This is a genomic window from Mycobacteroides saopaulense (genome assembly GCF_001456355.1).
GTDB lineage: Bacteria > Actinomycetota > Actinomycetes > Mycobacteriales > Mycobacteriaceae > Mycobacterium > Mycobacterium saopaulense.
In genome coordinates, this window is sequence record NZ_CP010271.1 from 1,867,987 (window position 1) to 1,887,018 (window position 19,032).

Below are 19,032 nucleotides of genomic sequence, written 5' to 3' on the forward strand. Positions count from 1 at the left end.
ATGGCGATCACGGACATCTCGGCATTCGCGCATCTCACAAGCGAGGACGTCGAGAATTTGGCCGTCGAGCTCGATGGGCTCCGGCGTGAGATCGAGGAGTCGCGCGGTGCGCGCGACGCCCGGTATATCCGCCGCACCATCGCCGCGCAGCGCGCCCTGGAACTGACCGGCCGCGTGCTGCTGGCGGCGAGCAAGAAGCGCTCGGCGTGGTGGGCGGGAACGGTGACTCTGGCCGTCGCCAAGATCATCGAGAACATGGAGATCAGCCACAACGTCCTGCACGGGCAGTGGGACTGGATGAATGATCCCGAGATCCATTCCTCGACCTGGGAGTGGGACATGGCGGGCGCCGCGAAGCATTGGCGCATCACACATAACGTGGCCCACCACAAGTACACCAACATTCTGGATCTGGACGACGACGTCGGCTACGGCTTGCTGCGGGTCACCCGCGATGAGCCGTGGACGATCCGGAACCTGTTCAACATCCCCTTCAATTTCATGCTGGCTGCGGGCTTCGAATGGGGAATTGCCTTACAGCACTTGGAACTTCGGAAGATCTGGAATAGCGAAACGCGCGAGGCCACCAAGCAGCGGTTGCGGGAGCTGGCCACATCGGCGGGTTCGCAGGTGCTCAAGGACTACGCCGTCTTTCCGGCGATCACCGCGCTGTCTCCCGGTGCCACCTTCCGGTCGACCCTGACCGCCAATGCGGCGGCCAATTTGCTCCGGAACTTCTGGTCGAATGCCGTGATCTTCTGCGGGCATTTCCCAGACGGGGCCGAGAAGTTCACCGTGACCGACATGGAGAACGAGACGCGCGGCCAGTGGTACCTGCGCCAGCTGCTGGGCAGCGCGAATTTCGATGCCGGGCCGACCATGCGGCTGATGAGTGGCAACCTGTGTCATCAGATCGAACATCACCTGTATCCGGATCTGCCGAGCAACCGATTGCACGAGATCTCGTTGCGGGTACGGGAGATCTGCGAGCGCTACGACCTGCCCTACACCACCGGCTCGATGCTGTTCCAGTACGCGAAGACCTGGCGCACCATCGCCAAACTCTCACTGCCGGACCGATTCCTGCGGGCCACGGCTGACAACGCGCCCGAAACCCGTAGTGAGCGCATGTTCGTGGTCTTGGAACCGCGATCGACCGATGTGGATTCGGTGCCATCCGTGCCACGGCGGGGACTCAAGACCGCTATCGCCATGGTTCGCGAGCGCCGCCGCCACAAAGTCACGGTCTAACCTCTCGCAGGGCGGACCGTCACCGCCGTGGCAGTTGTTCCCAGCTACATCGACCGGTCGTGCCCCCCGTGGAGATCTTGATGATTCCGCCACGGAGGGCGACGTAACGCGATATGTAGTGAGGTGTGACCACGTATCTAGACGCGCCTCGGCTGACAGAAGCGACCCGAGAAGGGGGCGTCGCCCCGGGTTCCGTGGAGAAGCCCATTCGCTCGCTGATCGGCTTCCTGTCGATGACAGTGGACACGTTTGTCGCGATGCTGCGTCGCCCGCCTGCCGTGCGCGAGTTCTTCCGCCAGGCGGGATCGATAGCCAGGGTGTCGGTCCTGCCGATGTGCATGGTGGCGATACCGCTTGCCGTGCTGATTGTGCTTGTCCTGGAAGCCCTGGTGTTCGGCCCCACGGGATTCCCGACACACGCGGTACTGGTGGCGGCCGCCGCAGGTGCGACGGTGGTGTTCGCCGAGGCTGATTCGGAGCGAATACAACAGGAGATCGATGCCATGCGCGGACGGGGCGCGGACGTCACGCACGCGTTTATCGTCCCGCGTGTGCTCGCCACGGCCGTTGCGGCAGTGCCGTTGGCGTTCATAGCCGTTGGAGCAGCAGGTGTCTACTTCTTCTCCGCTTTCGGCAAGCACACTCCGTTGAGCCTGTTCGTCGGAAACCTGGCGCAACTGCTGAGTCCGTCCAATGTCCTCATTGTGGTCCTCGAAGCCGCCGCCCTGGGGCTCGTTGCGGGCCTCATCGCCTGCTACCGGGGACTCTCCGCACTCAGTGGCCCGGACGCCTAGATCCATCCGGCCACATCCTCCGCTAGCGCCTCGCGGTCAGCGCGGTCGCCAGGCGAAACACCGGTGCGACCAGACTGGCAGCGCGTAGTCCGACTTTCTGGAGATTGCGATTGCGTACCAGGGGTCCGAGTCCGGCAAGCTGCGCGGCGCCGTAGAGCATGTCCCAGTCGGTGTCGATGTGTGTGATCTTGAAGTCCTCGGTCAGGGTATAGCGGTCAATACCAATGAAGTTCAGGCAACGCCCTGTTCCCTTGAGTTTGGCTCCGGTGTTGGGTTCGACGGTCTGACCGATCATTCGGCCGATGCCCCGCCACGGGATGGTCACCCGCCACTCGTCCTGGAAGTAGTCCCAGTAGGGCAGTGACCGGTTGGTCCCGTCCTGTGGGTAGAAGGCGAAGTCGGGAAAGACGTCGAAGGCGGCCTGACAGTTGTCGATCGTGAACTGGCGTCCGAGCCGGTTCTCCTGGAACGTGGTGCTGTCGATATAGCTGCAATCATCGGCGATGCAATAGTCGATCTTCTTGATGTCTTGCTCGGCCCAGGCGTCGAACCAGGTGTACGCGAATTCGGTGCGTCCCTGGGCGGGAAGCCCGCGCTCGATGTCGTTCTTTTCCTGCTGCTGCACCTTCTTCCAGAACTCCGGCATCAGTGCCTGATATTGCGCATGTTCGGGAGAGGGCCCCAACTTGTCCAATCTGCTCATGGTTTTTCCTTTCGTGGTGGGCAATGTGTGGTGAATCTGTTGGTTCAGCGAGCGAACAGTCGTGTCGGTAGACCTCCGGCAAGGCCGGTGGATACGCGCACGCGATGCCGGGGTGTCCATCCGTCCCGGATCTGAAATGCGTAGCGTTGCAAGATGGCCCCGAGGGCCAGTGTTCCCTCGATGTAGGCCATGCGGGTTCCCATGCACTTCCGAGGGCCGATGCTGAACGGCAGGAAGGCATTTCGATTGACCTTGTCGGTCAGGAATCGGTTGGGGTTGAATTTGTCGGGCTCGGACCAGAATCGGGGGTCCCGCTGCAGTGCGTATTGGGTGATGATGACCTGTGAGCCCCGCGGAATGAAGTAGCCGCCTATCTCGTCATCCTCGACGGCCGTGCGGACATTGGCGGGTGCGGCCTGAAAGCGTTGCGCCTCATCGAAACACGCTCGCAGGTACCTTAGGTTTTCCAGGTCCTCGTATTCCAGCGATTTCCCACCGAGCGCGTCGACTTCCGCATAGGCCTTGCCCAGCGCGATGGGATTGCGGCACAGCAGTGCGATGGTCCAGGCAAGTGCGGCGGCAGTCGTCTCGAATCCCGCGAACACCAGGCCGGCGGCTTCGGAGCGCCGACGCCGTTCCTGGGTTTGGGGACAGCCGTCGAACTCCAGCCCAACCAGGGTGTCCACGAGATCTGGAGTGTCGGATGCCGGGCAGCCCCTGCGCTCGTCGACGAAGCGATCGAGGATGCCAAAGAGCTCGGTCTTGGCTTCTTCGCCACTGCGGCGTAATGGATTTGGTATCCATTGAGGCAGGAAATGCAGCACGACACGGCTGATGACGTAGACACCGTAGCGACGCGCGCCGTCGACGGCGCGATCGATCTCGGCGGGACTGAGTCGCACCTTGAACATCGAACGCATCAACCCGTCCATGACGACCGCACCGAGTTCGTGTTCGAGGTCCACCAGTTCGCCGCTGTCCACGTGACGCGACCAGGCATCGACTCGCTCGGCGATGCCTTCCATCATCAGCGGGGTCGCACCCGCCAATGCGCGCTCACCGAAGTAGGGATTGAACGCCGAGCGGACCCGCTTCCACTCCTGGCCCTCCAGCAGGGGCAGGGCTACCGGCTCGCCGGACACGAGCTCGATGGTGGCCTCGTGCTTGACGTATCGGTCGTGGTGCCGGGTGAAGACATGGTCGACGTAGTCGGGATGGTTGATCAGGGTGAGCGTGAGTGACGGCGTCGGACCCGTGAACAGGCGCACGATGTCGCCGTATCGGTTCGCGATCTTGGGCAGCAGTAGATACGGCAGGCGAGACGGATCGCCCATGCAGCTCAACCCCAGCAGGGCCGCCCGATGGAGGGGCACCTTGGGCGGTAGTTCCCGGGTATGGGCATTCGTGTCGATGGCCGGCATGCCGCGTTTCCTCTTCCGGTCGGTGACGTCTGGTGGCGAAGTGTATGGCGGATTTGAGGCATATGCAACATTGAATCAAAAATAATACATTGATTCAATCGCCAGGTAGATGGCACGAAGGGAGTTGTCGTGAGTCGTTACGACAGTGCGCCGGCCGACACCGTTACTATCGGCTCCGTGGTAGAGCTGGACTCGTTGCTGCGGCAACTGGCCACGGGAACCCTGTCCGATACGAATGTGGCGACATCCCGTTTACTGGACGCCGCGCGCGAAGAATTCATCGCCCATGGCATCGCGCGCACCGCGGTTGGCGACATCGCGCGCCGGGCGGGCGTCTCGCGTCCGACGCTGTACCGGAAGTGTGGGGACAAGGAAGACATTGTCGCGGCCGTATTGGTCCGGGAGACAACGGAATTCTTCGTCCGGGCGCAGGCGGTGCTCGCTCCTCTGCCGCATGCGGAAGGCAGGATGGTGGAAGCATTCGTCATGGGGATGCGGGAAGCGCGGGATCATCCCCTGGTGATGGCACTGAAGGAGTTCGACTCCGAGTCCTTCTCGCGGAACGTTTTCGACGTGAACGCGACGGGATACCAAGGTCTACTGGCTGTCATCGCGGAACTGCTGGCCGACGACGACTACCCCGTTCCGGCGGTGAAGCGTTCCCTCGACTTGGCCTTCCGGTTGACGTCGACGTTCTTGGTGAATCCGTCGGTGCTGCTGCCAACGGACACCGATGAGAACACCCGTGAATTCGCGACCAGGTATCTGCTACCGCTCATGCGCGCCGCCCGCTAGCGCGTGACGGCCCGGAAGGCAGACTTCGTATCCTGTACAGGTGGCGACAGTCTTAGCGGTGAATGTGGGGAAGCTGCGGTCTAATCCTGCCGGCGGGCCGGTACCTACCGGGATCGACAAGCGTCCAACCGATCTGGCGATCGCCGTCAGCGCACCCGTCGGGGGCCTCGGTAGCGGGCTGGCGGGCGACGCCATCGGTGACCACAGCCACCACGGCGGCGACGATCAAGCCGTCTATACCTATGCCCGGGAAGACCTCGACTGGTGGCAGGGCGAACTTGGGCGGGATCTAGGCAACGGCCAGTTCGGCGAGAACCTCACCACTTGTGATGTCGACGTGACGGGTGCGCGGATCGGTGAGCGATGGCATATCGGCACCGACGGGCTCGTGCTGGAGGTCTCGTCACCGCGGATACCGTGCCGGACATTCGCGGCTTGGCTTGATCGGCAGGGCTGGGTGAAAACCTTTACCGTGCAAGCGGTTCCCGGAGCCTATCTGCGTGTGGTCTCGCCCGGGGTGGTCCGACAGGGCGACTCTGTCACCGTCCGCAACCGTCCAGATCACCAGGTGACGGTAGGGATGGCATTCCGTGCGCTGACTCTTGAGCCCGCGCTGCTTCCCGCGCTGCTCGAAGCCCCTGGATTGTCGGAGCGCATCAGGGAAACTGTGCGCCGTAGGAGCGGGGTGTTGAAGTAATCCTCTACCGCCGTTGGACCAAGACCGTTTGCGCACTGGATCCGATGTAGCCCAGCCGGTCGAAGATCTCCGCGGTGGTGACCCCGACTCCGTCGGGTCCGACCGACATGCGGGCGCGCACCCCGAACTCGTCGCCCTGAGGAATCCGGTGTACGTGCATCACGGTGTCGGTGTTCATGTAGACGAATCGCAGCGGGTTGAGTGTTGCGCCTATCCCGTTGGCGGAGTCGATCACGGACGCCAGGCGTTGCCACGGAGTGGTGGGTTCGGTATCGACAATGTGCACGTGTGGCCGCATCCACGCCACCTGCGGTTCCCCGTCTGGTACCGAATACCATTGAAAATCGACGGATTTCGAGTAATTGGAACCCTCGAAGCCGAAGGCCGGCGGCGTAGGGCCCCGCGGGTACTCGGGCAGCGGCGGATATCGGTCGCTGGCCTTGTCGGCCGTCACCGACGTCGCCAGCAGCCAGGCGCTAGCCCGCGCGACGGAGCGATATCCGCCGTTGGCGTGTGCCTCCATCTCGGCGACGGCGAGCGCGATCCTGCGGCCGGGACGTTCGATCCACGCCCGTACCCGTACCGGTTCCAGCGGCACCGGCCCGAGGATGTCGAGCGCGACGCGGCCGATCCGCAGGCTTTCGCGTGGCTCGGGCAGTTCTTCGATGGCCTTGAGTAGCAAGGCCATCGGGGGAGATCCGTGCTGGAGATTCGGTCCCCAGCCGCTGGCGGTCAGTTCGGTGGACTCGAAGACCTGGAACTCGCCGTCAGTATCCAGTCGTCGGTAGTAACAGCCCGTCAGGTCCAATGTCATGCGGCATCTCCCGGGACGGCGGTCGCGGCGGCTTCGGCGTCTTCGATATCCGCGTCGGTGACACCGTAGTCGGCGGGCCAGCCCGGGTAGGGGGGTGGTGTGCCGCCGAATGCGGGACATAACGATTGATGGGCGCACCAATCGCACAACCGGGACGGATTAGGGCGGAAATCGCCGGTGGCGCCGAGGTTTTGAATGGTCCGCCAGATTGCCATGAGCGTCTTCTCGAATTTGAGTAGCTCGGCCTCATCCGGTGAGTAGTCCAGGACCTCGCCATCGGATAGGTACAGCAGTCGCAGCCGTCGCGGCACCACGCCGCGGGTGCGATACAGCGCGACGGCGTAGAACTTCATCTGGAATAAGGCCTTGGCCTCGAAGAGGGCGCGAGGTGCGCGGCCGGTCTTGTAATCCACGAGTCGCATCGCGCCCCCGGGGGCTATGTCGATGCGGTCGATGAATCCGCGCAGCATCGTGCCATCGGAGAGCTCGACCTCGACGCGCTCTTCGCAGCTGTCGGGGTCGAATCGGGTGGGGTCTTCCAGACGGTAGTAGCCCGATAGCAGGTCACGTGCCTCGTCGAGGAGCCGTGGAAGGTGCTCGGTCTCGACCACCTCGGCCAGTTCGGGATTGGATTCGACGAGCCGCTCCCACGCGGGCCGCACCAGCCCCGCCGCGGTGGCGTATTCGCGCTCGATCGCGGGCCGCGCGTACAAATCCTCCAGGGCGGCGTGCACCAGGCTGCCGCGCACCTGTGCGGTGGACGGCGGCTCGGGGAGCCGGTCGATGGCGCGAAACCGGTACAGCAGCGGGCATTGCTTGAAGTCGCTGGCACGAGAAGGGGACAGCGCGGGACGGCGCGTCGGCCGCTCCTGCGTGGGTTCCTCCATGGTTGGCAGCCTAGGCACCGAGTCCGACAGGTGCCGACGCCACGCCGCGCACAAACCCGGCGGAGGTTGTTCAACACATGTCACAAGTCGTCCCCAAAATACCCGTACTACAAGTAACGTGCATCTCCATGTCAGATACGGGCAACGATGCCCCCGTCCGGGAGGGACCGCAGTGACCACGGCAAAGTATCGAAGTTCCCAGGTTGCCGCACGGACGATCGACACCTCACTGGCCGGTGCGAGTCTGGCCGAGCAATGGACTGCGGTGGCAGACGGTCCCGGCCGATACCCGCGCGTCTCATTCACTCCCAATGTGTCGATACCGCTCGCCGACGGCACGGTGCTCAAGGCTCAGGTTTTTCGTCCTGCCGATGCCGACGGCACTCCGGTGGGTGATCGGGTGCCGGTGCTGTTCAATCTGACCCCGTACAACAAGTCCGTCACCCACGTGGCGGCCTGGCTGCTGCGGGGATTGGCACGGTTCGGCATTACCGTGCCCGCCGCACCGCCGAAGAATCCGCGCCTGTTCGAACTCGCCGAGCTGGCCCGAGCACTGCCGGGCGGTGGCCTGACGACGTTCGGTGTGAATGACGCGCTGATCCGTAGCGGCTATGCGCAGGTGGTCGTCGACGTGCGCGGCACCGGTGCGTCCACCGGTGACTGGGGAATGTTCAACGATGTCGAGCAGCGCGATACCGCGGAGGTGGTCGCCTGGGCGCGGGCACAGCCATGGTGCGACGGGACGGTCGGGATGTACGGCATTTCGTACTGTTCGATCAACTCCTTGCAGGCCGCGGGTAATCGGGTGCCCGGGCTCGGTGCGGTGTTCGCGGTGGAACCGGTCAGTGACATCTCTCGTGACCTCATGAAAACCGGTGGGGCGCAGACGTTCTTTTTGCCCGTGTGGATGCTGGCGGTGGCCCTGGGCAAGTGGCTGCCATCGCCCTCGGACGTGGTACGGGGCGGTATCGGGCTGGGCTGGCTGGCGGGGAGGCTGCGTGCACCACTGAATCGCGTGGTGCGGTACATCTTCGAAGGATTGCGTGGCGGGGGCGCTCTGATCGACGACGACGAGTATTTCCGGCAGATCAGCCCTCGGTTCGAGGACATCGAGATTCCGACATTCGTCTACGGGGCCTGGGACGACATCTTCGGCCCGGCCGCGCTGCGAATCCATCGTCGGGCTGCGCTGCCGGCCGGCAGGATTCAGGTCCTCATCAACGAGGGCTACCACGGATCTCCGGGCTCGCAGCTGGGCAGGCCGAACGGCCCGCCACGGCTGGATGTGTTGCAGCGTGCGTGGTTTGACAAGTGGCTCAAGGGTATTGAGAACGGAATCGATGGTTACGGTCCGCTCACCTTGCAGCAGCAGAACGGCGGATGGCACACCCTGGACACGTATCCGCGGCCCGAAGCCACGCCGCGACGGTTCTATCTGGATGCCGAACCCTCGGGGTTCGCGGCGCATACCGCCTTTGACGGCTCGCTGGGCGGCGCCGCACCGCTCAACCGCACCGAGCATCTCCTGCAACGCAGGATGGGGCTACTGAAGTCGCCCACGACGTCCCGGATGACGGCGGGTATCACGGCGGCGTTGGGCACCTCGGGTCTGAAGGACTCGCGTTACTTCGAACGCGGCGCACTCACCTTCACCAGCGCTGCTGCCGAGGAGTCGTGGGTGATCTCCGGTCCGCTCAACCTGCATCTGCGCACTAAAGCCTTAGGTAAGGAGGCATTTTGGGTTGTTTCGGTAACGGACGTCGCGCCGGACGGGTTTTCTCGGATGCTGGCCGAGGGCGCTCTGTTGGCCTCGCGCCGCGGCGTGGACGAGGGTAGGAGCCTGCGTACCGCCGACGGTGACTACCTGTCGCCGTGGCATCCCACGGGTAAGGGGCACAAAGTTCCCGTGGTGCCGGGTGTGCCGATGACTCTCGAGATCGACCTGACCGAGGTCGATGCGGTGATCGCGGTCGGTCATCGGCTGCGGGTGGTCATTTCGGCGGCCAGCTTGCCCCGGTACATTCCCTCGATTCCGGAGCTGTGGGCGAGTCGCCACGGCCAGTCGGTGGTGTTGGACCCGAGTGAGCCGAGCTATCTGGTGGCGCAGGTGGTCGCGCGTCCGGACGCCGGGGCCGCATAGTCCTCTCGAGTTCACCTATCTCTAACCTACTGTCCCGTAACTTACGCTACCGTAGGTTAGAGATCGCGGTCAGGCCGCACAGAGAGGTGGATGAGATGGTGACTGGACTACAAACACGACTACTCACCGAGCTGGAGCCCGTTGTCGAGGCCAATCTCGAGCGGCACCTGGGGGTCGCGCGGCCTTGGGCGCCACACGATTACGTGCCCTGGAGCAGGGGCCGGGACTTCGCCTTTCTCGGGGGCGAGGACTGGAAACCGGAGGACAGCCCGCTCGATCCGGTCGCCCAGGCTGCGCTGGTCGTCAATCTGTTGACCGAGGACAATCTGCCGTCCTATCACCGTGAGATCGCGACCAGGTTCGGCCGAGATGGGGCATGGGGGACATGGGTGGGCCAATGGACCGCCGAAGAAGGGCGGCACAGCATCGCGCTTCGCGACTATCTGGTCGTTACCCGCGGTGTCGATCCGGGCAGTCTGGAAGCAATGCGTATGGCGCATACGGTGGCCGGCTACGACTCGGGGGACAAGACGCCCCTGGAGGCGTTGGCGTACGTGTCGTTTCAGGAGTTGGCCACGCGCATATCGCATCGCAACACGGGTAAGGCCTCGGGCTGCCCGATCGCCGATCAGCTGTTGGCGCGGGTGGCGCTGGACGAGAACCTGCACATGATCTTCTACCGCAATCTGATGGCAGCGGCACTGGATATCGAGCCCGATGCGGCGATGCAGGCGATCTGCAAGGAGATCGTCGGATTCGCGATGCCGGGTATGGGAATGGAAGGTTTTGCCCAGAACGCCATCGCCATCGCCAAGGCCGGGATCTACGACCTGCGTATCCATCACGACGACGTCCTGCAGCCCACCCTGCGCTTCTGGCGCGTGTTCGATCGGGCCGATATCGGCCCCGACGGCGAGCAGGCTCGTGAAACCCTCGCGAAATTCCTTGCCGCCGTAGACGAACGCGCCAAGTACTACGAGGAGAAGGCGGCTGCGCGCTTGGCACAGCGCGCTGCACTCGCCTAGTTCGACGCGCTGTTGCCCGCTCGGCGGGTGGATCGCTGCTGACCGCGCCCGCCGCGCCGCGGCGTCCGGGCCGGCCGGCCCTCGCCGGATTCGGTGTGCTTGCGCACCCGGCGTCCGGGCCGCTGCTTGGCCGCGGCGGGAGCCGAAGGCTTCTGAGCCGGAGCGGGTTTCACATAGGGTGCGACCTCGCCGACGAGGCTGGTGACCTCGGCCGAGTCTGCCGTCACCTGACGTGGAGTGGCCTTGATGGCTGCCTTGCGCAGCAGCGCGTCGACATCGCGGCGCTGTTCGGGCAGGACGAGCGTCACGACGTCACCCGTGCCGCCGGCGCGTGCCGTCCGCCCCGACCGGTGCAGGTATGCCTTGTGCTCGGCGGGCGGATCGACGTGCACGACCAGGGCAACATCGTCGACATGGACCCCACGGGCGGCGACATCGGTGGCCACCAGCACTCGGGCCTCGCCGTTGGCGAAAGCGGCCAGATTACGGTCGCGTGCCCCCTGGGAGAGGTTGCCGTGCAAGTCAACCGACGGAATGCCCGACTTGGTGAGCTGCTGAGCAAGGCGCTTGGCGTGATGCTTGGTGCGCATGAACAGAATTCGGCGCCCGGTGCCGGAGGCCAGGGTGTTGACGAGATCGCGCTTGGCGTCCGGCCCCGACACGGTGAACACATGGTGTGTCATCGCGGCGACGGGAGAGTCGACAGGATCAACCGAATGCTCGGCGGGGGAGTGCAGGAATCTCTTGACCAACTTGTCGACATCGTTGTCCAGGGTGGCCGAGAACAGCAGGCGCTGACCGGAACTCGGTGTCGCGGCCAGCAAGCGGGTAACAACCGGCAGGAATCCGAGATCGGCCATGTGATCGGCCTCGTCCAGGACGCTGATGTCCACGCCGTCCAGCGTCAGCTGACGCTGCTTGAGCAGATCCTCCAGGCGGCCGGGGCACGCCACCACGATGTCCACACCGGCCTTGAGTGCCTGGACCTGTCGGTGCTGCGACACCCCACCGAAGATGGTGGTGACCTTCATCCGGTAGGCGGAGGCCAATGGTTCTATGACGGCGCTGATCTGGGTGGCCAGCTCGCGGGTAGGGGCCAGCACGAGTGCGCGTGGGCGGCCCGGCACCCGAACGCCCTCGGCGACACGAGCGACCACGGGGATGGAGAAGGCGAGGGTCTTTCCGCTACCGGTCTTGCCGCGCGCCAGGACATCGCGACCGGCGAGGGTGTCGGGCAGGGTGGCGGCCTGAATGGGGAAAGGTGCCTCGATACCGCCTTGCGTCAGGACATCGACGAGGGCCTCGGACACGCCGAGTGATGCGAATGTGGTTGTGGATGTTGAAGACACAGCAGTAATACGCCTTTCGAGGCTTGGATAGATGGCGAGATTGCCGACGGGCAAAATCGATCGCCGTGAGAAAAGCCTGAAATCAGCGGGGCTGACGAAGAATGATCTACGACGCGTGCGCACAGTCGCGCTTACTCACAACAGTACGGGCAGCATGCCCCTAGAGCTAAATCGTGTGTGCCGAAACACAATGAGGCTCCCGCTGCTCACCTGCGAAACCCGCCCCATTCGCGTCGGGCGGTGCGCACCTGGCAAGGTGAGCGCATGTCTCGAACCGGACCGTTCGTCGTCGGCGACCGCGTGCAACTGACCGACGCCAAGGGACGCCACTACACGATGGTGCTCGAGCCCGGTAAGGAGTTCCACACTCATCGTGGAGCCATTGCCCATGACGGGGTGATCGGGATTCCCGAGGGCAGTGTCGTGAAGTCGACCAACGGCGACCAGTTCTTGGTGCTCCGTCCTTTGCTGCTCGATTACGTGTTGTCGATGCCGCGCGGCGCGCAGGTGATCTACCCCAAGGACGCCGCGCAGATCGTGCACGACGGTGACATCTTCCCGGGCGCGCGAGTGCTGGAGGCGGGCGCAGGATCAGGCGCGCTCACCTGCTCGCTGTTGCGAGCGGTGGGGCCACAGGGATCGGTGATCTCTTACGAGATTCGTGAGGATCACGCCGAGCACGCTGTGCGTAACGTCACAACATTCTTCGGGGAGCGACCTGGTAACTGGGAGCTGGTTCTCGGCGATCTCGCCGAGCGGCCCGCCGATGCCGGCGGCGTCGACCGGGTGGTCCTCGACATGCTTGCTCCCTGGGAGACTTTGCCTGCGGTAGCCGAATCGTTGGTGCCCGGCGGCGTGTTGATCGTCTACGTCGCCACCGTCACCCAGCTGTCGCGGGTAGTCGAGGCGTTGCGCGAACAGCAATGCTGGACCGAGCCCCGGTCCTGGGAGACGATGCAGCGCGGCTGGAACGTGGTGGGACTGGCGGTGCGCCCAGAACACAGCATGCGTGGACACACCGCGTTCCTGGTCAGCGCTCGCCGTCTCGCGCCGGGCACGATCACCCCGACACCGCTGCGGCGTAAGCGCCTACCGAGCTAGCTTCTTCGGCTACGGCGTGGGCGTGGGGGTCGGCGCCTCGGGGGCGGGGCCCCGGGGGAAGGTGCCTCACTGGGTGCTCCGGTACCCGCGAGTGAGGTGCCGGTCTTGAGCAACAGGTCGGAGGTTCGCTTCGAGAGCTTCCATCCCGTGCCTTCGGGCGAGAAAGACATGGGGACCGCGAAGCCGCCCATCTTGGGGCTGGGGCTGTTGATGGTGACGACGGCCTCGACATCGCCCTGAGTCTCGGTCGACCACTTGGGGTCCTTCACGGTGAACGACAGCGGCGAGAACCCGGCATCACCGATGGCCTTGGTGAATTTGTCCAGCTGATCGGGAGTGGCGCCCTGGACGGATGCGACCTTCTCGGTGCCCGGCAGGTTGGGGTCCGCGAGACGGTTGAGGACATCGGTCAGCACCGCCGGATCGGGCAGCGGATTTTCCGGGCTCACCGCGGCGACGGTCGAGGACGCGGGCGGCGTTGTCGAGGAGCTCGCCGGGTTGGCCTTGTCGCTGGAACCACTGCAGGCGGTCAGCGCGAGAACGGCCGCTCCGGCGGAGATGGCGACAAGGTGGGTGGCAAGGCGGTGACGGGCCATGATCCAGGTGACTCCCATTCGGCGTATCGGCTCAGTCATTCGGTCAAGTGTGGTGACGATATCGGCGAGTGAGGTTATGGAGATCGTCCAACCCTCCTTGCGCTCCTTGCGTACGTCTACCTTCCAGACTTACCGGATGCCGCTTGAATCAGCGAAATGGCCGAGGCCTTGCTGATCTTCCAGCCGTCCTGGTTCACGAAGTTGATCTTCGTCGTGTAGGCCTGGGTCTTGGGTCCGGTGATGGTGACCGCAGCCGCTGCGGTGCCCGGCGCGGTGGACTTGATGTCGGACACCGTGAAAGCGAGGGGCAGGAAACCGTCACGGTTGGCGTTCTTGAAGGCACGGTCGGCGTAGATGGCCTCCCCGGCACCGATGCCGCCCTCGACCAGACCGCCCTTGGCAAGGGCCGACACGCCCGGATCGGCGAGCGAATACAGCAAACCGCTCAGTTCGTCGGAGCTGGGTGCCGCGTCGGCCGGCTCGGAGGGCACATCCCCAGGGACATCCCAGGAGGCCGGGACGATGCCGGAGGCCGTCACTGTCGTTGCTGTCGGACCAGGAGAGCTGGCTGTCGGCATGGCCGAGCCAACCGCTGCCGCCGCGAGTAAACCCAGCATGGCGACCCCTGACACACCGGTTCGTGAGCTCACGGTTGTCCTTTCGATCGACCTGAATGTGACGAACGCTAACAGCGTAGACGTCACAGCCAACGGGTAGACCCCGCACGGGCGGCCAATCGCCGGTAGCGTTGAAGCATCCACCGCACCAATTCTCGGTGTGGGAAAGGAGGACATCATGAGTGAGTCGGAGCGTTCTGAGGCGTTCGGCACACCGGATGCCGCCGAAGTGGAGCGGCTACGCCGAGAGATTGCGGCACTTCGCGAACAGCTGGAAGACGGCGCGGCACGCGGGTCCGGTGATACCGGTCGGCTGCGCGACCTGAACCAGCTCGAGGCCCGTATCGACTCCCTGAACGCGCGGAACGCCAAGCTGATGGACACCCTCAAAGAGGCCCGTCAGCAGCTCCTGGCGCTACGCGAGGAGGTCGACCGGCTGGGACAGCCGCCGAGCGGTTACGGCGTGCTGCTGGCCGTCCAGTCCGACGAGACGGTGGACGTGTTCACCTCGGGCCGCAAGATGCGGGTGACCTGCTCGCCCAACATCGAGACCAGCGAGTTGCGCCGGGGGCAGACGGTTCGCCTCAACGAGGCGCTCACCGTGGTCGAGGCGGGCAACTTCGAATCCGTCGGTGAGATCAGCACCCTGCGCGAGGTGCTGGACGACGGGCACCGGGCACTCGTGGTGGGGCATGCCGACGAGGAACGCATCGTCTGGCTGGCCGATCCGCTGACCTCTCCTGACCTTTCCGATGTCTCCGAGGACGCTGATGGTGCGGATCTCAAGCCCCGGAAACTGCGGCCCGGTGATTCGTTGCTGGTCGACACCAAGGCAGGGTATGCCTTCGAGCGCATCCCCAAGGCCGAGGTCGAGGACCTGGTGCTCGAAGAGGTGCCGGACGTCAGCTACAGCGACATCGGTGGTTTGGCGCGGCAGATCGAGCAGATCCGCGACGCCGTCGAGCTGCCCTTCCTGCACAAGGATCTGTACCAGGAATACTCGTTGCGTCCGCCCAAGGGCGTGCTGTTGTACGGCCCGCCCGGATGCGGAAAGACGCTCATCGCCAAGGCCGTTGCCAACTCGCTCGCCAAGAAGATGGCCGAGCTGCGGGGCGACGACTCACGCGAGGCGAAGTCCTACTTCCTGAACATCAAGGGCCCGGAGCTGCTCAACAAGTTCGTCGGCGAGACCGAGCGACACATCCGCTTGATCTTCCAGCGGGCCCGTGAGAAGGCCTCAGACGGCACGCCGGTCATCGTGTTCTTCGACGAGATGGACTCGATCTTCCGCACGCGCGGCACCGGCGTCAGCTCGGACGTGGAGACCACGGTGGTGCCGCAGCTGCTCTCGGAGATCGACGGTGTCGAAGGCCTGGAGAACGTCATCGTCATCGGTGCCTCCAACCGTGAGGACATGATCGATCCGGCGATCCTGCGGCCGGGCCGCCTGGACGTCAAGATCAAGATCGAGCGGCCGGATGCCGAATCGGCGCAGGACATCTTCTCCAAGTACCTGACCGAGAAGCTGCCGGTGCACTCGGAGGATCTGGCCGAGTTCGGCGGCGACCGCGGATTGACCATCAAGGCAATGATCGAGAAGGTCGTCGACCGGATGTATGCCGAGATCGACGACAACCGGTTCCTGGAAGTCACCTACGCCAACGGCGACAAGGAAGTCATGTACTTCAAGGACTTCAACTCCGGTGCCATGATCCAGAACGTCGTGGACCGTGCGAAGAAGAACGCCATCAAGTCGGTGCTGGAAACCGGCCAGCGGGGTCTGCGGATCCAGCACTTGCTCGACTCGATCGTCGACGAGTTCGCTGAGAACGAAGACCTGCCCAACACCACCAATCCGGATGACTGGGCACGGATCTCGGGCAAGAAGGGCGAGCGGATCGTCTACATACGCACCCTGGTCACCGGCAAGAGTTCCAGCGCATCGCGTGCGATTGACACCGAATCAAGCCTGGGCCAGTACCTGTAAGTACCTTCTCTATCGCCGGGTGTGGGCCTTCATTGCTCACGCCCGGCGATTTTTTTCACCCAGCGCATACCAGGTGCAGGGATATCGCTCCAATGGCCTGCATCCGGTATGCGTTCGGCGAGGATCCTGGCGTGGCGGATGCGTTAGACGCGTGAGGCCACCAGATAGGCGTCACGCCCGGCCAGGCTCACCGCGACATCGGCGATCAACGGTTCGAAGAACCGGCTGCGGTACTGAGGGTCCACGCTGCTGTTGACCGTGAAATACAGCCCTGAAAGCACTGCGACCAGCAGTGCCATGTGAATGAGGGTCTGTGGCAATCCGATTCGGATGCCGAACCATGTTCCCGCGCAGGGCGGCACGGCCCCGGAGGGGCAGACGGCTTCGCTGGACCACAATGCCATCACATCGTGGGGCACCGCCACGATGCCGAGCAGCATGAAGAAGGCGAACACCCCGGTGGTGAAGAAGACGACCTGAATCGCCTGCGAAACAACCATGACCAGCAGCACATTCAGGCGTTCCGGCCACCGCAACGCGGGCCTGGGTGCGTCGCCGTCGATGAGATCGGCCAGCGGAGTCCCCGCGAGCAGCGCCGCGCTCGCGTGCTGTTCGGCACGGTTGTCCCGGAGGCTGGCCAGCTCGTCGCGCACGGTCACCGCCATGAAGGCCACGGCCGTGAGCGCCAGGAAACCGATTGTCTGCCACAACCTTTCCCTGGTCATGCGGGCCGACAGCTGCCAGAGTTCGCCGGTGAAGAACACCACGACGGTCAACATCAGCAACGGCAGCGCGCGTGACATCAGTGTGCCGAGCGCCCCGAATTGTGTTGAGGCGTATCGCAGCGCCCACAGGCCGATGGATCCGGCGCCCAGGTAGGTCAGCCAGATCAACACCAGTGCGGCAAGCAGGAACGCGGGCATCGTGGCGGCGGCCGCGGTCCACGATCCGGTGTCGGCCAGGGGAAGCATGATCACGAAGATCGCGATGACGAGCCAGGACAGGATGCGGCGCACCGTGTCGCCCCGGACGGTGCCGAGACGTTGCAGTGCCGTCAGCACCAACGGCTGCGCCGCCAACAGCAGCGCGAGCACGATCAGCACGACCATCAACACGATCGACCGGGTGTCGTTGTCGGTGGAGACCAACTCATACAGCGACACGCCCGCGCCGGCCACCCCGATCATGGGTGCGGCGCGGTCCAACAATTCGCGGGAACGCACACGGCGGTCCAGAACGACGGGCAGCCCCCGGCTCAGGAACCACTCATGAACCTCCTCAAGATTGCGCACCCGATCATGATGACAAGCCTGTCGGAGGTGGCAAAACAGGCGTACGTTGAACCGATCGGGCGGTCGGATCGTGTAACCGTCGGAGGTGTTTCATGGCGGATGGGCAGGCGAGGCCTGATGCGCTTCGCGTAAACGGCTCATCAGGGCTTATGCGGGCCTTTTACGACGAGTACGCGGGCCCGCTGCATCGTTATGTCATGCATCTGACCCATGACTCGGCGCTGGCGGAGGACATCGTGCAGGAGGTGCTGTTGCGGGCCTGGCGGCATCCGACGCTGGTCAACCAGACCGAAGGGTCCGCCCGCGCGTGGCTGTTCACCGTCGCCCACAATCTGGTTCGCGACAACGCACGTAGCTCGCGATTTCGCAGCGAAATAGCCACCGCCGAAACGCCCGAGTTTGCCTCCCCGGATCAGGTCGATGCCACGTTGGATGCGTGGCTGGTCGCCGAGGCGCTGCGCTCACTGTCCACCGATCATCGGGCAGTCATCCTGCGCGCCTACTACCGCGGGAGTTCGGTCGCCGACATATCCGCTGAGCTGGGGGTGCCCGAGGGTACCGTCAAGTCACGCCTTCACTACGGTGTGCGCGCACTTCGGTTGTCGCTGCAGGAAATGGGGGTCACGCGATGACTGTCGAACATGTTTATGCCGATTGGGACGCCGCCTATGTGCTGGGCGCGTTGTCGTCGACCGAACGGCGTGAATACGAACAACACCTGGTCGACTGCGTGAGCTGCCAGCGCGCGCTGTCCGAGGTGACCGCGATGCCCGGGCTGCTGTCCAAGGTAGACCGCGACTACGCCGAGAAGATGGAACTCGAGGACCCGCCGGCACTGGCCAAGCCTGCCACCAGCTGCCCGGTGCAGGCGTTGTGGCCCAAGCTGCAGGCGCGCTGGCGCCGGCAGAGCGCGGTGCGCCGGCTCGCGTATGTGGGTGCGGTCGCGGTGGCCGCCGCCGTCGCATTGACGGTTTCACTGGTACCGCCGCCGTGGTATCACCGGCCCGCGCCGATGAACGTGGCGGCGGGTTCGCTGCCCTCGGGTGAACATTGGCAGCCGATGCGTCAGGTGACACCCTCGCCGATGAGTGCGCAGGTGGCACTCGTTCGCGACGGTGCCGGCACCCGTATCGAGATGTGGTGCAGTTATCCGGCGTACGGAGACGACACCGATGACTCGGCGGCGCCGTACGCGCTGCGAATCGGCACCCGCGCCGGTGGGAACATCATCGCCGGTTCGTGGACCGCCAAACCCGGTTCGACGATGATGACGTCGACGACCGTTCCGATGGCTCAGGACCAGATCGAGAGCGTTCAGGTGATCGACAATCACGGCGACGCCACGCCGCTGGTATTCCTCGAACTACGTCGCTGAGATCCTCCTCCCACACAGGGCGCGTGGGCCTTTGACATGCCCATATTGCGATTACCTGAAACCTGATTCATGTTGTGCCATCACATGATTGAGATGACTCGATCACTTTTTCTCGTGGATTGTTGAACCCGTCACGTGTGACAGTCGTGTACTAGTCATGACCACGCCGATATGTGCCGGGAACGGGA

The 19,032-nt window shown here is 64.2% G+C and carries 17 protein-coding genes and 1 pseudogene; 10 read left to right on the forward strand and 8 right to left on the reverse strand.

Annotated elements, in window-relative coordinates; all coding sequences use genetic code 11:
* Both MYCSP_RS09325 and MYCSP_RS09330 read left to right on the forward strand, forming a co-directional pair.
* A complete protein-coding gene (locus MYCSP_RS09325; protein ID WP_088413656.1) occupies positions 1–1,251 on the forward strand; it encodes a fatty acid desaturase family protein in 1,251 nt (416 codons plus the stop codon).
* Positions 1,252–1,376: 125 nt separating this feature from the next.
* Positions 1,377–2,045, forward strand: a complete 669-nt coding sequence (locus tag MYCSP_RS09330; RefSeq protein ID WP_407661656.1) for an ABC transporter permease — start codon at positions 1,377–1,379, stop codon at positions 2,043–2,045.
* A 22-nt stretch (positions 2,046–2,067) separates the two neighbouring features.
* Here MYCSP_RS09330 and MYCSP_RS09335 read toward each other — a convergent pair whose 3' ends face one another.
* On the reverse strand, positions 2,068–2,748 hold the full coding sequence (locus MYCSP_RS09335) for a nuclear transport factor 2 family protein (RefSeq protein ID WP_070910874.1): 681 nt from the start codon (positions 2,746–2,748) through the stop codon (positions 2,068–2,070).
* A 44-nt stretch (positions 2,749–2,792) separates the two neighbouring features.
* Entirely contained in the window at positions 2,793–4,082 is a 1,290-nt protein-coding gene (locus tag MYCSP_RS09340; protein WP_235629555.1) for a cytochrome P450, read from the reverse strand.
* A 216-nt stretch (positions 4,083–4,298) separates the two neighbouring features.
* Here MYCSP_RS09340 and MYCSP_RS09345 point away from each other — a divergent pair, with 216 nt between their 5' ends.
* Positions 4,299–4,964 carry a TetR/AcrR family transcriptional regulator gene (locus MYCSP_RS09345; protein ID WP_070910872.1) on the forward strand — a complete coding sequence of 222 codons (666 nt, stop codon included), beginning with the start codon at positions 4,299–4,301 and terminating at the stop codon, positions 4,962–4,964.
* A 40-nt stretch (positions 4,965–5,004) separates the two neighbouring features.
* Positions 5,005–5,661, forward strand: coding sequence for an MOSC domain-containing protein (locus tag MYCSP_RS09350; protein ID WP_088413658.1), 657 nt, complete (start codon positions 5,005–5,007; stop codon positions 5,659–5,661).
* 4 nt (positions 5,662–5,665) lie between these two features.
* Here the strand turns inward: MYCSP_RS09350 and MYCSP_RS09355 are convergent, their stop codons facing one another.
* Positions 5,666–6,475, reverse strand: a complete 810-nt coding sequence (locus MYCSP_RS09355; protein WP_088413659.1) for a thioesterase family protein — start codon at positions 6,473–6,475, stop codon at positions 5,666–5,668.
* Positions 6,472–7,362, reverse strand: coding sequence for a RecB family exonuclease (locus MYCSP_RS09360; protein ID WP_083013757.1), 891 nt, complete (start codon positions 7,360–7,362; stop codon positions 6,472–6,474). The genes MYCSP_RS09355 and MYCSP_RS09360 overlap by 4 nt, the downstream gene beginning before the upstream one ends.
* A gap of 172 nt (positions 7,363–7,534) precedes the next feature.
* Between MYCSP_RS09360 and MYCSP_RS09365 the strand changes: the two genes are divergently transcribed.
* Positions 7,535–9,502: a CocE/NonD family hydrolase gene (locus MYCSP_RS09365; RefSeq protein ID WP_162266223.1), complete on the forward strand. Its 1,968-nt coding sequence runs from the start codon at positions 7,535–7,537 to the stop codon at positions 9,500–9,502.
* Between the two features lie 95 nt (positions 9,503–9,597).
* Positions 9,598–10,527 (forward strand): acyl-ACP desaturase, encoded by a 930-nt coding sequence (locus MYCSP_RS09370; protein WP_088415544.1) that lies wholly within the window; start codon positions 9,598–9,600, stop codon positions 10,525–10,527.
* Here the strand turns inward: MYCSP_RS09370 and MYCSP_RS09375 are convergent.
* A complete protein-coding gene (locus tag MYCSP_RS09375) occupies positions 10,524–11,876 on the reverse strand; it encodes a DEAD/DEAH box helicase (protein WP_407661657.1) in 1,353 nt (450 codons plus the stop codon). The two genes, MYCSP_RS09370 and MYCSP_RS09375, sit on opposite strands and share 4 nt — an antisense overlap.
* Before the next feature lie 264 nt (positions 11,877–12,140).
* Here MYCSP_RS09375 and MYCSP_RS09380 point away from each other — a divergent pair, with 264 nt between their 5' ends.
* Entirely contained in the window at positions 12,141–12,977 is an 837-nt protein-coding gene (locus MYCSP_RS09380) for a tRNA (adenine-N1)-methyltransferase (RefSeq protein ID WP_070910868.1), read from the forward strand.
* Between the two features lie 9 nt (positions 12,978–12,986).
* Here the strand turns inward: MYCSP_RS09380 and MYCSP_RS09385 are convergent.
* A pseudogene (locus tag MYCSP_RS09385) lies at positions 12,987–13,591 on the reverse strand (hypothetical protein).
* Positions 13,592–13,689: 98 nt separating this feature from the next.
* Positions 13,690–14,205 (reverse strand): hypothetical protein, encoded by a 516-nt coding sequence (locus MYCSP_RS09390; RefSeq protein WP_088413662.1) that lies wholly within the window; start codon positions 14,203–14,205, stop codon positions 13,690–13,692.
* Positions 14,206–14,368: 163 nt separating this feature from the next.
* Here MYCSP_RS09390 and arc point away from each other — a divergent pair, with 163 nt between their 5' ends.
* The gene (arc, locus tag MYCSP_RS09395) at positions 14,369–16,177 is read left to right on the forward strand and encodes a proteasome ATPase (RefSeq protein WP_083018350.1); all 1,809 of its coding nucleotides are present in this window, start codon (positions 14,369–14,371) and stop codon (positions 16,175–16,177) included.
* Positions 16,178–16,320: 143 nt separating this feature from the next.
* Here the strand turns inward: arc and MYCSP_RS09400 are convergent, their stop codons facing one another.
* Complete coding sequence (locus MYCSP_RS09400; RefSeq protein ID WP_083018331.1) at positions 16,321–17,469, reverse strand: hypothetical protein; 1,149 nt, start codon at positions 17,467–17,469, stop codon at positions 16,321–16,323.
* 149 nt (positions 17,470–17,618) lie between these two features.
* Between MYCSP_RS09400 and MYCSP_RS09405 the strand changes: the two genes are divergently transcribed.
* Entirely contained in the window at positions 17,619–18,101 is a 483-nt protein-coding gene (locus tag MYCSP_RS09405; protein ID WP_070910865.1) for a sigma-70 family RNA polymerase sigma factor, read from the forward strand.
* A complete protein-coding gene (locus MYCSP_RS09410) occupies positions 18,098–18,844 on the forward strand; it encodes an anti-sigma factor family protein (RefSeq protein WP_083018329.1) in 747 nt (248 codons plus the stop codon). Before MYCSP_RS09405 ends, MYCSP_RS09410 begins: the two co-directional genes overlap by 4 nt.
* The last annotated feature ends 188 nt before the right edge of the window (positions 18,845–19,032 follow it).

Excerpts from the sequence above, each read along its gene's own strand:
- MYCSP_RS09325 (WP_088413656.1), top strand. The coding sequence starts at position 1 with ATGGCGATCACGGACATCTCGGCATTCGCGCATCTCACAAGCGAGGAC.
- MYCSP_RS09335 (WP_070910874.1), bottom strand. The coding sequence starts at position 2,748 with ATGAGCAGATTGGACAAGTTGGGGCCCTCTCCCGAACATGCGCAATAT.
- MYCSP_RS09340 (WP_235629555.1), bottom strand. The coding sequence starts at position 4,082 with ATGGGCGATCCGTCTCGCCTGCCGTATCTACTGCTGCCCAAGATCGCG.
- MYCSP_RS09355 (WP_088413659.1), bottom strand. The coding sequence starts at position 6,475 with ATGACATTGGACCTGACGGGCTGTTACTACCGACGACTGGATACTGAC.
- MYCSP_RS09360 (WP_083013757.1), bottom strand. The coding sequence starts at position 7,362 with ATGGAGGAACCCACGCAGGAGCGGCCGACGCGCCGTCCCGCGCTGTCC.
- MYCSP_RS09370 (WP_088415544.1), top strand. The coding sequence starts at position 9,598 with ATGGTGACTGGACTACAAACACGACTACTCACCGAGCTGGAGCCCGTT.
- MYCSP_RS09380 (WP_070910868.1), top strand. The coding sequence starts at position 12,141 with ATGTCTCGAACCGGACCGTTCGTCGTCGGCGACCGCGTGCAACTGACC.
- arc (WP_083018350.1), top strand. The coding sequence starts at position 14,369 with ATGAGTGAGTCGGAGCGTTCTGAGGCGTTCGGCACACCGGATGCCGCC.
- MYCSP_RS09405 (WP_070910865.1), top strand. The coding sequence starts at position 17,619 with ATGCGGGCCTTTTACGACGAGTACGCGGGCCCGCTGCATCGTTATGTC.
- MYCSP_RS09410 (WP_083018329.1), top strand. The coding sequence starts at position 18,098 with ATGACTGTCGAACATGTTTATGCCGATTGGGACGCCGCCTATGTGCTG.